General features: G+C 24.2%; 14 protein-coding genes, 1 tRNA gene and 1 pseudogene. 6 read left to right on the forward strand and 10 right to left on the reverse strand.

All coding sequences use genetic code 11. From position 1 onward, the window contains the following. Positions 1-71: 71 nt before the first annotated feature. From rpe to aroK, 3 genes are all read right to left on the reverse strand, one after another. On the reverse strand, positions 72-758 hold the full coding sequence (gene rpe, locus BBP_RS02405) for a ribulose-phosphate 3-epimerase (protein WP_011091586.1): 687 nt from the start codon (positions 756-758) through the stop codon (positions 72-74). A 104-nt stretch (positions 759-862) separates the two neighbouring features. Continuing rightward, positions 863-1,930, reverse strand: a complete 1,068-nt coding sequence (gene aroB, locus BBP_RS02410) for a 3-dehydroquinate synthase (RefSeq protein ID WP_011091587.1) — start codon at positions 1,928-1,930, stop codon at positions 863-865. Between the two features lie 50 nt (positions 1,931-1,980). Continuing rightward, a complete protein-coding gene (gene aroK / locus BBP_RS02415) occupies positions 1,981-2,505 on the reverse strand; it encodes a shikimate kinase AroK (protein ID WP_011091588.1) in 525 nt (174 codons plus the stop codon). A gap of 754 nt (positions 2,506-3,259) precedes the next feature. Here aroK and BBP_RS02420 point away from each other — a divergent pair. Then, positions 3,260-3,349: transfer RNA gene (locus BBP_RS02420), tRNA-Ser, on the forward strand. Between the two features lie 138 nt (positions 3,350-3,487). On the opposite strand, the gene deoD is transcribed toward BBP_RS02420, so the two are convergent. The 4 genes from deoD to BBP_RS02440 all read right to left on the reverse strand — a co-directional run bounded on the left by deoD (position 3,488) and on the right by BBP_RS02440 (position 8,905). Continuing rightward, positions 3,488-4,204 (reverse strand): purine-nucleoside phosphorylase, encoded by a 717-nt coding sequence (deoD, locus tag BBP_RS02425; RefSeq protein ID WP_011091589.1) that lies wholly within the window; start codon positions 4,202-4,204, stop codon positions 3,488-3,490. Between the two features lie 36 nt (positions 4,205-4,240). Then, on the reverse strand, positions 4,241-5,467 hold the full coding sequence (locus BBP_RS02430; RefSeq protein ID WP_011091590.1) for a phosphopentomutase: 1,227 nt from the start codon (positions 5,465-5,467) through the stop codon (positions 4,241-4,243). A gap of 157 nt (positions 5,468-5,624) precedes the next feature. Continuing rightward, a complete protein-coding gene (locus BBP_RS02435) occupies positions 5,625-7,223 on the reverse strand; it encodes a peptide chain release factor 3 (protein ID WP_011091591.1) in 1,599 nt (532 codons plus the stop codon). Between the two features lie 1,106 nt (positions 7,224-8,329). Continuing rightward, on the reverse strand, positions 8,330-8,905 hold the full coding sequence (locus tag BBP_RS02440; RefSeq protein WP_011091592.1) for an NfuA family Fe-S biogenesis protein: 576 nt from the start codon (positions 8,903-8,905) through the stop codon (positions 8,330-8,332). Between the two features lie 128 nt (positions 8,906-9,033). Between BBP_RS02440 and bioH the strand changes: the two genes are divergently transcribed. Next, positions 9,034-9,831 carry a pimeloyl-ACP methyl ester esterase BioH gene (gene bioH / locus BBP_RS02445; protein ID WP_011091593.1) on the forward strand — a complete coding sequence of 266 codons (798 nt, stop codon included), beginning with the start codon at positions 9,034-9,036 and terminating at the stop codon, positions 9,829-9,831. A 52-nt stretch (positions 9,832-9,883) separates the two neighbouring features. Here the strand turns inward: bioH and ssb are convergent, their stop codons facing one another. Beyond that, positions 9,884-10,384: a single-stranded DNA-binding protein gene (gene ssb / locus BBP_RS02450; RefSeq protein WP_011091594.1), complete on the reverse strand. Its 501-nt coding sequence runs from the start codon at positions 10,382-10,384 to the stop codon at positions 9,884-9,886. 995 nt (positions 10,385-11,379) lie between these two features. Between ssb and dnaB the strand changes: the two genes are divergently transcribed. The 4 genes from dnaB to ruvX all read left to right on the forward strand — a co-directional run bounded on the left by dnaB (position 11,380) and on the right by ruvX (position 15,222). Continuing rightward, positions 11,380-12,783 carry a replicative DNA helicase gene (gene dnaB, locus BBP_RS02460; protein WP_050703102.1) on the forward strand — a complete coding sequence of 468 codons (1,404 nt, stop codon included), beginning with the start codon at positions 11,380-11,382 and terminating at the stop codon, positions 12,781-12,783. Between the two features lie 372 nt (positions 12,784-13,155). Then, positions 13,156-14,130, forward strand: a complete 975-nt coding sequence (gene gshB, locus BBP_RS02465) for a glutathione synthase (RefSeq protein WP_011091596.1) — start codon at positions 13,156-13,158, stop codon at positions 14,128-14,130. Between the two features lie 103 nt (positions 14,131-14,233). Beyond that, positions 14,234-14,797 carry a YqgE/AlgH family protein gene (locus tag BBP_RS02470; protein WP_044010663.1) on the forward strand — a complete coding sequence of 188 codons (564 nt, stop codon included), beginning with the start codon at positions 14,234-14,236 and terminating at the stop codon, positions 14,795-14,797. 11 nt (positions 14,798-14,808) lie between these two features. Further along, the gene (ruvX, locus tag BBP_RS02475) at positions 14,809-15,222 is read left to right on the forward strand and encodes a Holliday junction resolvase RuvX (protein ID WP_011091598.1); all 414 of its coding nucleotides are present in this window, start codon (positions 14,809-14,811) and stop codon (positions 15,220-15,222) included. Between the two features lie 342 nt (positions 15,223-15,564). Here ruvX and leuA read toward each other — a convergent pair. Together leuA and leuD are read right to left on the reverse strand one after the other, a co-directional pair. Beyond that, positions 15,565-16,716 (reverse strand): annotated as a pseudogene (gene leuA, locus BBP_RS02480) (2-isopropylmalate synthase); the annotation flags it as partial. A gap of 234 nt (positions 16,717-16,950) precedes the next feature. Further along, on the reverse strand, positions 16,951-17,556 hold the full coding sequence (leuD, locus tag BBP_RS02485) for a 3-isopropylmalate dehydratase small subunit (RefSeq protein WP_011091600.1): 606 nt from the start codon (positions 17,554-17,556) through the stop codon (positions 16,951-16,953). Between the last annotated feature and the right edge of the window lie 10 nt (positions 17,557-17,566).

Raw genomic sequence — 17,566 nt, forward strand, 5'->3', positions numbered from 1 at the left:
AAAATAAATACTAGATAAAATAACATCTAAATTAAATTTTTTTATAAATATTATCTTTTAAATCTAATAAATCATTTTTTACAATTAATGTTTTTTAACACGTCTCTAAAACTTCGAATAGTTAAATCATAATTTATAGAATTAAAAATTGCTGAACCTATTACAAAGATATCCGTACCAAAACTAGCAATTTTAAATATATTACTCAAATTTATACCACCATCTACTTCCAATAAAATATTCTTTTTACTTTTGTCAATTAATTCCCGAACTATACGTATTTTATTTAATATAGATGGAATAAACTTTTGTCCAGGAAATCCTGGATTTACAGACATTAATAATATTAAATCAATTTTATCAAGCACATTGTCTAATACACATAATGGAGTTAAAGGGTTTAAAGCTAAACCAACTTTACAACCATAACTTTTTATTAATTTAATTGTTTTCTCAACATTATTCGTTGATTCTGGATGAAATGAAATAATGTTTACATCTAATTTTGCAAACTTAATAATTAAATCATCCACCGGACAAGTCATAAGATGAACATCGATTACCATTGATTTAATTTTTTCAACACTTCTCAAAGATTCCAATACTATTGGACCAAAAGTTAAATTTTTAACATAATGATTATCCATGACATCATAATGAATCATATCACTTCCACTTTTTAATACATCAAAAATATCTTCGCCTAATCTTGAAAAATTCGCGGACAAAACAGAAGATGATAATAAAAATTTTTTCATAACTTTCCTTAAAATGTAACCAAATTAAAAATAATAAATTTTATCATCATCATGTAATATACATTTCTATAAATATAACATAATACTAAATAAATATTTATCACCTAACAATTTTTTATTACTGACATCAATATATTTTCATGAACATTAGAAAAAATTTTAACATTACCAATAAAAACTGGTAAAACCATTCTTAATTTTCCTGAAATAACTTTTTTATCTCTTTTAAAATTTGAAATATAAGATTCAAAACTCATATTTTTAGGTCCACTAATTGGTAATCCTACCCTCTGTAGTAAAGATATAATACGAGTTATATCATTGTCTTTCATAAATCCTAATAACTCCGACGTTTTAGAAGCCATAACAATGCCCACTGATACAGCTTCTCCATGTAACCATGTTCCATATCCCAAAAACGTTTCAATAGCATGACCATACGTATGGCCTAAATTTAACAACATTCTATCATGAATTTCTTTTTCATCTTTTTCTACAATACTGATTTTAATTTCACAACATCGATTAATACAATAAGATAACGCACTATAATCTAATTTTAAAACACGCTCTAAATTTTCTTCTAACCAATTAAAAAAATTGACGTCAAAAGAAACAGCATATTTTACAATTTCCGCTATTCCGGATATTAATTGACGTCTAGGTAACGTATTTAAAAAATCAAAATTTATAATTACGGAACTAGGTTGCCAAAAAGAACCAATCATATTTTTTCCCAAAACATGATTGACAGAAGTTTTACCACCAATAGATGCATCTACTTGTGCTAATAATGTTGTAGGTATCTGTACGAATTTAATACCTCTTTGATAAATAGAAGCCACAAAACCAGTTATGTCACCAATAACTCCTCCTCCTAATGCAATTAAAACTGCATCTCGACAATACGAATATTTTAATAAAGTAGATAAAATAATTTCTACTGTATCAATGTTTTTATAAATTTCACCATCAGATATGATAACGTTTTTGACTTGTGCTCCCAATTTATGCAAATAATATGTAATCTTTTTATTCCAAATTTTGAATACTACATCGTTAGTAATAATTGCAACTTGAGTGTTCGATTCAATTGGAAAAAAAATATTACTTATTTCCAATAAATTAGATCCTATATAAACTGGATATGTATCTTTTCCTAAATTTACCATTAAATTTTTCAATATTTATAATCTCCTATAATTAAATTAAAAAACTTATATCAAAAATTATTTAACAAACGAATAATGTAAAATACAATAGCTTTAATACTTCTATCATTCATGCGTATTGTAATATCAGCTATTGATTGATAAAGAGGATTTCTATGAAAAGCCAATTCTTCAAGAACAGTTTGAATAGATGTATTATCTACTTGTAATAATGGACGTTGTTTGTTTTTTTTAGTTCTAACTAATTGTTTTTCCACAGAAGTTTCTAAATAAATAACCACGCCACGAGATGATAATTTATTTCTTATTTCTCTTGAAAGAATAGATCCTCCTCCTGTTGACAAAACTATACCCCTTTTGTCAATTATTTCACTAATTATTTTTTGTTCCCGTTTTCTAAACCCTAATTCTCCTTCAATATCAAAAATCCAACTAACATCTACACCAGTACGTTTTTCGATTTCTTGATCTGAATCGTAAAATTCCATACTTAGTTGTTGAGCTAAATGACGACCAATAGTACTTTTTCCAGCTCCCATAGGTCCAATTAAAAAAATATTTCGTTTTTCTGTCATTTTTATTCAAATTATTGAAATGATTTGTTAATAAATTCCATACACAGTATTAACACTGGTAGGACATAAATTCTCAATACACACTTTATGAATATTATTTAATCAAATAAAACTTATTAAAAATTTTAAGTATATAATTTACTCACAATAAAAAAATATAAGATTTTAAATAAACAATTTTACTATTAAAAAAAGACCAAAAATATTTAACATACATATCAACTTAAAAATTCATGTCAAATACTATTTGAATTATAAAAAATTAACTAACAATTTTTAAATATGCACCTTTTATAAAAAAAACCACAATATATTTTGATTATAAAACTAATAATTTGAACTATAACAGTATCAAATAAATCCTTTTAAATTTCTAGAATAATTTTCATAATCTTAATTATAATTAAAAATATAAAACAAACTTTAGATTGAATATATAAAATACTCCATACAAAAATGTAATATAAAAAAGAATTGTATATAATTCTATAAAATAAGTACACATATTCATCGAATGTACATTAATTGATGAACATTTATACAAAATTTTATGTTAAACTAACATCATCCAAATGTATTATCACAAAATATATAAATATACTCTTTATCTAAATATACTTATACTAAATAGAAATTTATTCTACTTACATTCATTTATTAAAAATTTACTAAAAAAGCATAAGTTGACAAATAAAAAACTTAATTTTATGATATACAAGAGTTGTTCGCTTATTTTAGGATCAATACATTTGATGGTGAGATGTCCGAGAGGATTAAGGAGCACGCCTGGAAAGCGTGTATACGATTTTAAAACGTATCAAGGGTTCGAATCCCTTTCTCACCGAATCAAATTTTATATACATTAATTTAAACACTCTAAATCTTAATTAATATAGATAGTATAAATGAAATAAACATACCTATATAAAACATTAATTTATAATACAATTTTAAATAAAATTGTTAACCAAAAAAATCGTTTTTATACTTTTTTGAGTATCAGTGCTTCTAAAGAAATATAAATCATATTATTCAAATTTGACTCTCGATCTATATAGCTCATTTGATCCTTTTTTAAAATATGATCTGATACAGTACATATTGATGCTACTTGTATTCCTAATTCAGAAGCTAAACTATAGATTCCTGCTGTTTCCATATCTATTCCAAGAATATTATATCTCTGTAATGTATCTAATAATTTATCATTTTTAACATAAAATAAATCAGTTGTAAAAAAATTTCCTATATTAATTTTTATGCCGGCATTATTTGCAGAATTAAATAAATCTAAAATCAAATAAAAATCAGCAACTGAAGAAAAATCGTTATCATGAAATCGTAGTCTATTAACTTTAGAATCCGTAGATGCTCCAAGACAAATAATAATATCATTAATATTTATATGCTCAATAACAGTACCACACGTTCCAATACGAATAATTTTTTTCACATTATATTCAGAAACTAATTCCTTAACATAAATTAAAGATGAAGGTATACCTATCCCATGACTCATTACAGAAATACGATGTCCTTTATATCTTCCAGTATATCCTAACATTGAACGAATATTAGTAACTTCTATAGCATTTTTTAAATAATTTTTAGCTATATATCTTGCTCGAAGAGGATCACCAGGCATAAGTACACAATCAGAAAAATCTCCTTTTTTTGCATTAATATGAGGAGTTACCATACAATTATCCTTTATATTCAATTTAACTATATTATTTTAAAATATAGATGTTCCATAACTCATAGTCGACAAATTAAAATATTTTGCTAACGTTTGACCAATATCAGAAAACGTTTCTCGATAACCAAAATTTTTTGATTCCATTGATCTCTGATAAATTAATATTGGCACATTTTCTCGTGTATGATCCGTTCCTATCCAAGTAGGATCACAACCATGATCAGCTGTTATAATTAACAAATCTTCATTATGAACTAATTTCAATAATTTTGGCAAATTATAATCAAACCATTCCAAATCTTTAGCATAACCAGATACATCGCGTCGATGTCCCCATAAAGAATCAAAATCCACAAAATTTACAAATACTATAGTATTATTTTTAGCATTTTTTATCTCTTGAATAGTTGTATTAAATAAATTAACTAATCCTGTAGCGTACATACTACATGATATTCCTTTTCCTGCATAAATATCAGAAATTTTACCTATAGCAATTACCCTTCCTTTTTTTTCTCCAATCAATTTTTCCATTACAGTGATTTTGTGCGGTTCCATTGAAAAATCTCTACGATTTCCAGTACGTCTGAAATGTTCTTTCTTAAATCCAGTAAAAGGACGTGCTATTATTCTCGCAATATTAATTTTTCTTTTATCAAATATTTTTCGAATAGATCTACATAAATTATATAAACGCTTTAAACCAAAAATACTTTCGTGACAAGCAATTTGACAAACTGAATCGATTGAAGTATACAAAATTGGTTTTTTTGTACTAATATGTATTTCTCCAAATCTATCCAATATATCTGTTCCAGACGCATGACAATTTCCTAAAAATCCACTTAAATTACATTGATCTACAATATCTTGGATTAAATATTTAGGAACACTATTTAAAGAAGAACTAAAATAATCCCAATCAAACAAAACTGGAGCACCTGCAATTTCCCAATGACCAGACGATGTATCTTTTCCAGATGAAATTTCATTTGAATAAGCATAACTACCAATCACATTATTTGTATCTTGTATCCCTAACAAATCTTGTCCTGAAGATGCTATAGCTACTTTAGCTAAACCTAATGAAAGCAAATGAGGAATATATAACAATCCTTTTCTACCATAATTATTAGCTTTATTTAAAAAACAAAACTTAGCTATATTTCCAAATGTATTAGCTCCAACATCACCAAATCTATGCGCATCCTTAGTTGCTCCAATTCCAAAAGAATCTAACACTATTAAAAACGCGCGTTTCATATAATCCTCATATTATCATTATCTTAATAAACATTTTATTGCAATAATAACTATTATTAAACACAAAACATCCTTTTATTAAAAAATTACAAAACACAAACATACAATTTTAAAATTAATATGTAAATTCATTCTAACTTATTAAAACTTAATAACATTAATTTTCACATGTAACATTAAAAATTATATCAGGATAACGCGACTGAACTAAACGTAAATTAATTTCGCTAGATGCAAGATAAACTAAATGATTGTTAATATCAAGTGCTAAACAAGATTTGTTTTGATTTTTAAAAGTAGATAGTGTATCTAATGAATTAGATGAAATCCAACGAATAGAAAAAATATTTACTTTATGTACTAAAATAAAAATATTATATTCAATTTTTAATCTTTCTATAACAATATCAAATTGCAAACTTCCAATTGCTCCTAAAATTAACTCATTATTTTCATAAGGTTTAAAAACTTGAATAGCACCTTCTTCCGACAACTGAGTTAATCCTTTTAATAACTTTTTTTTATGAAACGGATCTACTAAAGAAACAAGACGAAACAGTTCAGGAGCAAAATTTGGAATTCCAAAAAATTTTAACTTTTCTCCCTCAGTAAATGTGTCTCCAATTTTTATGCTATTATAACTATGAAAACCAATTATGTCCCCTGGGTATGCTGTTTCTATTATAAAACGATCGCCAGCAACAAAAGAAAAAACTTCCGTTTGTATAATATATTTCTTAATACGAACATGATATAACTTCATCCTTTTTCTATATTTTCCTGAAACTATTCGTATAAACGCCATTCTATCACGATGTCTTAAATCCATATTTGCTTGAATTTTAAACACAAACCCTGAAAAATTTTTTTCATATGGTTGTACTTTTCTAATATTACTTTTTTTAAAAACAGGTGAAGGAGCCCAATCTAATATTCCTTGCATTAAAAAATTAACACCAAAATTTTTTAGTGCGCTACCAAAAAAAATTGGGGTTAAATCACTCTCTAAAAAAATTCTTTTATTAAATGCTTTATAAATAGAATTAACTAATTCTACTTCTTCGCGAAACTCTTGTGCTAATTCTAAACCAATGATTTTATCTAAAAAAACATCATTTAAACAACATGTTTTCAATAAAAAATTATTAGTATCATTAATTCCTTCAGATGTTTTATAAGAATAAAAATATACCAAATTATTATAAATATGATATATTCCTTTAAACGCTTTTCCACAACTAATAGGCCATATTATAGGCGAACATTTTATTTTTAATTCTATTTCAAGTTGATCTAAAATTTCTATAGGATCCAAAGAATTTCTATCTAATTTGTTAATAAAGGTTATAATAGGAGTACGATGCGTTCTAGCAACGTGTATTAATTTCCTTGTTCGTTCCTCCACACCTTTTGCAGCGTCAACTATCATTACACAAAAGTCTACTGCAGTAAGAACACGATACGTATCTTCTGAAAAATCTTGATGCCCTGGCGTATCCAAAATATTTATTAAATATCTATTATATGGAATTTGAATAACTGATGTAGTAATAGAAATTCCTTTTTTCTTTTCAATTTCCATCCAATCAGATTTAGCATATTTTTTAGATCTTCTAGCTTTAATTGTACCAGAAGTACGAATTATTTTACCATTTAATAAAAATTTTTCTGTTAAAGTAGTTTTACCTGCATCTGGATGGGAAATAATTGCAAATGTTCGTCTTTTTTGTAATGCATAAGTATTAATTGTTATCATAATATGCAATTCACTGCCCTAAATAATTCGTTAAATGTATTAATTCTAAAACACCTTTAATCTATGATTGTAAATAAAAAAAAATATATTTAATAACTTTAATGAAAATTAAATTTTCATAAAATGAGTATTACAATTAATAACTTAACAAAATAATAACGCTAAACAAAAATATATTATAAATATTAATTTATGTAAATAATGTTATTAAAATCCAAAAAAAACGCGCAATTAAAAATTAATTTAATAAAATTATTCATAGTAAATTATTATGCTTTATAAATTTAATATACTAATAAATATAAACATACACTTATATACAAAACACTACTTTCATAGTGAATCGAATATATTAGAAATAACTAACTATAAAAATATATCTACATATATATCATAAAACTAAACTTCTAACACGTAAAATTATTACATAAATAAAATGTATATATTAAACACCTACTAAAAAAGAATCACTATGTACCTTCTTCGTATTAATCTAAACATCATTTATTAACTTTGTAAATTAACACTGTAATTATTAAAAATCCTTAACAATAAAATTGTAAAAAATTACTACCGAGAAGAAATTTATAATTATTAACTAAAAAACGTAACATTTTTATTTTTTTGTATAAAATATGTAATAATTAATATTTCTAAAATAAATTTTTACGTACTAAAAATTCACGAAAAAATTAGCCATGACTATTAATTCATAATCTATTTTATCTCAAAATGAAACATTACTTACAATGACATTTTCAAAATTTATTATTTTAAATAATAAATTTTACTTTTTTTAAAAAAATATTGTTACTTGATAATAACTATATTAAACAAATAAAACTAAAAATTATGCATTTAATTAAATAAAATTATTAAATTCCAATTCTATACTATAAATAATAATCAAAATAAAATTATATAATAAATATATCAACTATTAATTATTCATTAACATATTTAATTGCATGATCCAATAACTAAATTAAATAACTAATTTATCTAAAAAATTTAAAAAATATTTATTTATAAATATATTTAAAAATTAAACTTATAAAAGTTATAATAAAAAATACGTTACTATCTAGTAACTCAATATATCAAAATTAATAATAAGAGTGATTGCCACGATTATGTTGCGTTATATCATATACACCTTTAAATTCTGAAAACTTAGCTAATATCTGTTTTTCAATTCCTTCTTTTAACGTTTTTTGAACCATCGAACACCCATTACAACCTCCAGAAAACTTTAAAGAAAGATAACCAGATTCAGTAATATTCATCAAATCAACCTTTCCACCATGAGCAGACAACTGAGGATTTATATTTAAATTCAAAAAATTTTCAACACGACGTTTTAAGTCATTATTTTTAATAAAATAACACTTATTAGCATAAGGAGCTATCAAAGTTAATTGAGAATTACATTCTTCTACATTAATATCAATTTTAGACTCTCTTAAATATGGTATATGAGGCTTGTATACATAAACAATGAACTTATTCATTGTAAACGCAACATCTAATCGCGTAACATCATCTTTATAACAATATGAAACACCACATTTTGCCACAGGAGTACCTGGATATTTGACATATACTCTAATATTTGTGCCATATTTCTGTTTTTTCAACAAATTTAAAAAATAGTTTTGCGCTGATTGTGATACAGAAACCATATATATATCTCCAAAAAAAAATAAAATTTTTAAACTAAATATCTAAAAATAATTTTTATTAAACAACATATATTATGTAATAATATACCACATCAAACACTTATAATTCATAATTAAAATTAAATTGTATGAATAAAAAATTACATTGGAAATCTTTAGGTACAGGAACTACAAATTTAATACTAATCCATGGCTGGGGAGTAAATTCAAAAATTTGGAGTATTTTAGTACAATCACAGCTATATCAACATTTTAAATTACATTTTGTTGATTTACCAGGATTTGGACATAGCAATCAATTACTACCAATGACATTAAATGATACAGCAGAATTACTTTCTGTATATATACCCAAAAACTCTATATTATTAGGATGGTCAATGGGAGGATTAATTGCAAGTAAAATAGCATTAAATTATCCACAAAAAATTAAAGGAATAATTAGCGTTTGTTCTTCTCCCTGTTTCATTGTGCGTCCTAACTGGCCAGGCATTCCTAAAAAAATTTTTCTTAAATTTTATAATAAACTAAACATTAATTTTGATCGTACAATATCCGAATTTATTACATTGCAATCGCACAATACTAATTATTTAGAAATAAAAAATTTAAAACAACAAATCTTGTCTCAACCTTATCCAACTATCTATACACTAAAAAAAAATTTAGAAACAATTTTTAAAACAGATTTAAGAACTAAAATAAAAAAATTGAAAATCCCAATGTTGCGAATATACGGATCTTTAGATACTTTTGTTCCTAAAAAAATTCGCGAAATATTAGATATTTTATGGCCTAAAACTAAGTCTATAACTATAGCACATGCTTCACACATACCATTTGTTTCTCATCAAAAAGAATTTTATGAAAGCATAATAAATTTCAAAAATTATTTAAATACTTTAAAAATAACATGTCAAAAATAAAAATAATGTACAACAATAAGTTTGTTTTAATAAAAAAAATTATTTAGATATTTTAAAAAGGAATATCTTCATCATCAAAATCTAAATTATTATTTTGGAGTTTGCTATCATTAAACGATTCTTGTTTTTTTTCTGACAACAATTGTTTTGATAGATTATCATTATTCTTAGATAAGCCAGACGACGCAGTTAATGAACTAGAATTGCGACTTCCTAACATTTGCATAGTTCCACCCACACTAACTATAATTTCAGTAATATAACGTTCTATCCCATTCTGATCTTTCCATTTTCTAGTCTGCAATGAACCTTCAATATAAACCTGTGATCCTTTTTTTAAATATTCTCCTGCAATTTCAGCTAACTTATTAAAAAAAACAATACGATGCCATTCCGTTTTTTCTTTTATTTCACCATTATTTTTATCTTTCCAAGTTTCAGACGTAGCCAATGTAATGTTGGTTACTGCACTACCATTTTGCATATATCGAACATCCGGATCTTGTCCTAAATATCCAATCAAAATAACTTTGTTAATACCTCTGCTAGCCATATTATCTTTATCCCCCAAAAAAACATAAAAACTATACCAAAGTGTGCATCTTGATATTTTATCAACTAAACTACTCACTATAAAAAATATATAATATTTAAATACTATAAATACAATTGTTTAATTATCTAAATAATTAAATGTCTATTTTTGTAACTATTTACATTTAATTTAAAAAAATAATATTCATTATTAAAATAATATCATTTAACATACGACTAACTAAAATATATCAAATAACATTTCAATAACTAATATGCTAACCAAAAATACAAAAAATTTTAAAACATTTCAAAAAATGATTTACTTAATAAACTTAAAATATACATATAATAATCTCATTTAAAATACAACAATACACATCTTTATAATAAATAATACCACAAATTTCTATTATACCTATGTTATATTATATAAACAATTATAAAGATTCAGACTACCACATAGAAATTTAAAATTAGACATATATTCAATAATAATATCTTTAATATAATAAATATTAAACAAAATAATTAAATTTAATAAAGTACCTAAATAATTAATTATATAAATTAAATAACTGTGTCTAACTAAAAAAATAATTATATACAATAAAATACACCATAATTTTAAAACAAACTAAAACATGCAAATAAAACATTTTTATAATTAAAAATATATTTAAATACATAATTAAATTCAATAAAAAAATCCATCTTTATACGAAAAATCGTATTTAACATATAATATTTAAAAACATTAAAATTAATACACTACATCATACTATAATTTTAAAATACTAATAATAATTATCCATTTCAAAATAAATCATTTAACATGAAGTTTAAAAGAAAAAAATTAATTGTATTTTAACAAACATTTATATTATTGATTAATAATTAATGTTCATATAGAAAATATAAAATACAATTTCAACTTTTGTTAAAAAGTTTATACCCTAATAAAAAACAAGTATCGTATAATATTTTTCTTAAGATGTAACTTTTATAATTAAAATTTGGTATCAAATTAAAAATGTTAAAAAAAAAAATCTTGATAATCAAGTCGAAAAACTGATTGAATTACCTAATTCTCTAGAAGCAGAACAATCAATCTTAGGTGGTTTAATGTTAGATAATGAACAATGGGATTATATTTCCGAAAAAATCTCGGAAAATGATTTTTTTAGTCTATCTCATCAATTAATTTTTCGAGAAATGAAATATTTATTAAATAAAGGATATCCTATTGATCTCATTACATTATCTGAGTCTTTAGAACAAAAAGGAAAACTCGAATATATAGGAAGATTTGCATATTTAGCTGAATTATCAAAAAATGTTCCTAGTACGGCTAATATTACAACTTACGCAGATATAGTCCGCGAACGTTCTATGGTTAGAAAAATAATTAAAATAGCAAACAAAATTATCCAAGCAGGATATGATCCAAGAGGAAAAACAAGCCAAGAATTACTTAATTTAGCTGAATCAAAAATACTTAGCATCTCAGAACAAAACTTTCAAAAAAACTCAGGCCCTAAAAATATTGAAGAATTGTTAGATATTACTCTAGCCAATATTGAAAAGTTATTTAACACTCCATACAAAGGCATAACGGGAATTAATACAGGATACCAAGATCTTAATAACAAAACATCCGGATTACAACCTTCCGATTTAATAATAATTGCTGCACGTCCTTCTATGGGAAAAACTACGTTTGCTATGAATATTTGCGAAAATATCGCTATGACATATAAAAAACCAGTATTAATTTTTAGCTTAGAAATGTCAGGAGAGCAAATTATGATGAGAATGTTATCTTCCTTGTCTCGAGTAAATCAAGAAAAACTAAGAACTGGACAATTAAATGACGAAGATTGGGCAAGAATTTCTAGTACTATTAATATTTTACTCAAAAAGAAAAATATGTACATCGATGATTCTTCAACATTAACACCTTCTGAAATGAGATCACGATCAAGAAAAATTTATCGAGAAAACAATGGACTAAGTTTAATTATGGTAGATTATTTGCAATTAATAAAAGTACCATCATTAATAGGAAACAGAACATTGGAAATAGCAGAAATTTCTAGAATGCTAAAATCATTAGCAAAAGAATTAAAAATTCCAATAATTGCATTATCACAATTAAATCGTTCATTAGAACAAAGAAGAGATAAACGTCCTATAAATTCAGATCTACGCGAATCTGGTTCACTAGAACAGGATGCAGATCTGATAATGTTTATATATCGCGATGAATTATATCATGAACACACAGACTTAAAAGGAATAGCTGAAATAATTATAGGAAAACAAAGAAATGGGCCAATAGGAACGATTAAATTAACATTTAACGGACATTGGTCAAGATTTGATAACTATTCTGAATCTAAATATTCAGACGAATAAAATAATGTAATATATAAATTTTAATTAACTAAAAAATACATATATTAGCTATACAAATAATATTTACTCTAAAAATTCTATTAAAATTCTTGAATTTCAAAAAAAATAAATTTTACTAAAAATATGTAATAATTTATTTATAGTTTAACTAAAAATATTAAATACTATGCAATTAACGAATATATGAAATTAAAATTAATGATTGCTATAACATTTGAACTAATTTAAGATTATAATATAACGTTAATTTTTAATATCTACTGTTTAATTCTAGTAAATACATAAAATATAATGATTTTAAATACTATCTGTAACAATTATTATTACCTTAAATAATAATCTCAAAAAACATTTAAATACTACATAAAATATATGACAATTAACTTAGGTATTATTATGGATCCTATCAGTTCCATAAACATTAAAAAAGATTCTAGTTTTGCTATATTATTGGAAGCACAAAACAGAAAATATAAAATCTATTACATGGAATTAAAAGATTTATATCTAAAAGATAATAAACCATACTCACATACAAAACTACTTAGAATTAAAAATAATAAAAAACAATGGTTTACATTAGAACAACAAAAAGATGTTTCATTATCTAATCTAGATGTAATATTAATGAGAAAAAATCCTCCAATTAATCGAGCATATATCTATGCAACATATATTCTTGAACAAGCAGAACGAAATGGAAGTTACATCATTAATAAACCTAGTAGCTTACGAAGCTACAATGAAAAATTATTTACTACCACTCATTTCCCACAATATATTCCAAAAACCTTAATTACCAGTAACTCTACTAAAATACATAATTTTATAAAAACATACAAAGACATTATAATTAAACCATTACACGGAATGGCTGGATTATCTATTTTTAGAATAAAAGAACACGATCCTAACACCTCAGTAATTATAGAAACTATGACAAAATACGAAACAATACCATGTATCTCTCAAAATTATATTACTGACATACAAAAAGGCGATAAAAGAATATTAATTATTAATGGAATACCATTCCCATGGTGTTTAGCTAGAATTCCAAAAAAACACGAAAATAGAGGTAACTTATCAATTGGAGGATATGGAAACACACAAAAACTTTCTAAAAACGACTGGGAAATAGCTCTATCTATAGCACCAACTTTAAATAAAAAGGGAATATTTTTCGCTGGAATTGACATCATAGGTACTAAATTAACAGAAATAAATATTACTAGTCCAACATGTATACAAGAAATAGAACAAGATACCGGGATATCTATTAGTACTATTATACTGGATAATTTAGAAAAAAATCTAAAAAAACGCAAGACCAATAGGTATTTATAATAAAAAAAATTTATATACATCAACAAAAATGTGTTCATAATATAAAAATAAATAACTTACATATACTCTAATCTTTATAGATAAAAGCATAAAAACGATGATAATAAATTTTAAAAATCACTTTTTAATTGCAATGCCTGGGCTCAAAGATCCCCTGTTTAAAAATTCTGTCATATACATGTGTAAACATGATAATAATGGAGCAATGGGTATAATCATAAATAAAAAAATAAAAAATTTAACAATACAAAAAATTTTACATCAATTAAAAATAAATATTAAATCATCAAATACTTTAGATTTTAAAAATCCTGTAATTATAGGTGGACCTATATTAGAAGATAGAGGTTTTATTCTACACACTTTCAAAAAAAAGTTTACAACAAGTACACATATATCTAACGATTTAAGTATTACCACATCTCGAGATATTTTAGAATACATAGCCAATTTGAATAATCCAAAAAATATATTAATGGCACTAGGTCATTGTATATGGAAACAACATCAATTAGAACAAGAAATAGCAAAAAATATATGGTTAACTACACCCGCTGATATTGATATTATATTTAACACACCTATTTCTGAAAAATGGAAAAAATCAATGTATAGCATTGGTATTATGAACATATTACAATTAACTTCTGAAATAGGACATGCATAATAATAAACATTATGATCATAATTGCACTAGATTTTGGAACCAAAAATATTGGAGTAGCAGTTGGGCAAAACTATACAAACACTGCTCGATCATTACCGTCAATAAAAGTTAAAAATAAAAAACTAAATATAGAAAAATTGAATAAATTAATTGACGAATGGAAACCAAATGCTATAGTTGTAGGTCATCCATTAAATATTGACGGAACCAAACAAAAAATTACTCAATGCTCAGAAAATTTTTCAAAAAAATTAAAAAATATATTTAAAATACCTATTTTACTACATGATGAACGATTGAGTACTGTAGAAGCTAAAGCAATACTATTTGAAAAATATGGATATAAATCTTTAAAAAAAGAAAGAATAGATTCAATGTCAGCTGTAATAATTCTAGAAAGTTGGTTTTTATATTCAAAAAATTAAAATTTTATTAAACACTTATAAAATAATATTATCATTATACACTTATCATATTAAAAATTATCATTTTTAAATACATCAATGTAAAAATATAACTAACTATCTTTACACATACGATAAAATATCTAAATCATATTTAGAAATGATTAATTAAATTTTAAAATTAATTATATAATTTTTATTATATAAAATATTTTATATTATTTTACACTTTTAAATTATAAAACAACATATGACATAACCTATATAACTTAAAAAATAACAATGCTAAAATATCAAAAATTTTTATAAGCAAACATCTCTCTATACTATTTTATGATATATTTAATCCTTTAAATTTTTTAATTTATTATTAAAACATACTAACTGTTTTAAATCACTATCAGATACTCGACCTTTTTTATCAGCTAACTTTAAAAACCTAGAATACAAAATATCTATATTATAATCACTATCTTTATAACCTATCTTTTTCATGCGATATTTTACAGCTGCACGACCAGATCGAGAAGTTAAATTTAATGGCTGAGACACAAATCCTATACTTTCTGGCACTATAATTTCATAAGTTTTTTTATCTTTTAAAATTCCATCTTGATGAATTCCAGATGAATGCGAAAACGCATTACTTCCTATTATCGCTTTATTCACAGGAACAGGTATATTACAAATTGAACTAATAACCCTACAAGTACTGTAAATTTCTTGATATTTTATATTTGTTTTAAAATTTAAAATATCTTTTCTTATTTTTATTGCCATCAATATTTCTTCCAATGCTGCATTTCCTGCACGTTCTCCTACTCCAGTAATAGTTCCTTCGATTTGTCTAGCACCAACTTGAATAGCAGAAATAGAATTAGCTACAGCCATTCCCAAATCATCATGGCAATGTACAGATATTATAGCTTTATCAATATTTGGAACTTTTTTGTAAATAGATGAAATAATATTACTAAATTCATAAGGAATAGTATAGCCTACTGTATCAGGAATATTAATAGTTTTTACTCCTAAATCTATAGCTAATTCTATAATACGACATAAATCATCTAATGATGTTCTACCAGCATCTTCACACGAAAATTCAACATCATCAGTATATTTCTGAGCTCTTTTTACAGAAGAAACCATCATATCTATTATTTGATCAAATGTTTTCTTTAATTTAGATTGAACATGCAAAGCAGATGTTCCCAAAAATATATGTATACGAAATGAATTCGCTTTTTTCATAGCTTTAGCTGCTATATCTATATCCCCATCTATACATCGTGCTAAACTACAAATTTTAGCGTCTTTAATTCTTTCCGAAATTTTTTTAACAGACTCAAAATCACCAGGCGAAGAAATTGGAAAACCTGCTTCAATTACATCAACACCTAATTTTTCTAAAGCAAAAGCAATTTTGAGTTTTTTTTTAACACTTAAACTCATTTTTAGAGACTGTTCTCCATCTCGTAATGTTGTATCAAAAATAATTATTTTTTGAGTCATTTCATTGTCCAAAAAATGCATTTTATGCAATAAAACATAGTATTTAGTTTAATTTTATCATATTCTTTTAAAAAAAATAATTATTTAAAACTTTTGATAATGCACCAATAAGAGTTTTATATATTACATTTAATTTATTTTTAAGTAAAATTGTGTATTAAAAATAAGAAATAAAACACACAACAACTATCTTGTCTTACAAACACATCCGCGAACATAAAAAAAATTTAAAAATCATTTTTTTAAAAATTCAGGAATTAAAGTTTCATAATTCAAAATCTTAGAACTATATTTTAAAGTCAAATCAATATCATCTAATCCATGCATTAAGCAGTATTTATTAAAACTATTAATTTTAAAACTATATTGTTTCTCACGAACAAATATTTTGTTATTAAGTAAATTTACTGAGATAAACATACCCATATTTTTATATACTTCTTGAAATAAAATATCAATTGTTTCTTTGGATAAAGTTATAGGAAGTAAACTATTTTTCAAACTATTACTATAAAAAATGTCTGAAAAACTAGTAGCTATTATTGTTTTAAATCCATAATCAACTAAAGCCCATACTGCATGTTCCCGTGATGACCCACAACCAAAATTTTCTCGAGCTAACAAAATCGTTCCATTTTTATAAATATCGTTATTTAATATAAATTTTCGATTCAGAATTGTACCTTTTTCATCTACATATCTCCAATCATTAAACAAATGTTTGCCAAATCCTTTCTTAGTAATTTTTTGTAAAAATTGTTTAGGAATAATTACATCTGTATCTACATTTGAAACATCTATAGGAACTACAATCCCAGTATGTTGAATAAATTTAGACATTTTTATCCTT

It is taken from the genome of Buchnera aphidicola str. Bp (Baizongia pistaciae), assembly GCF_000007725.1.
Taxonomy (GTDB): domain Bacteria; phylum Pseudomonadota; class Gammaproteobacteria; order Enterobacterales; family Enterobacteriaceae; genus Buchnera_B; species Buchnera_B aphidicola_H.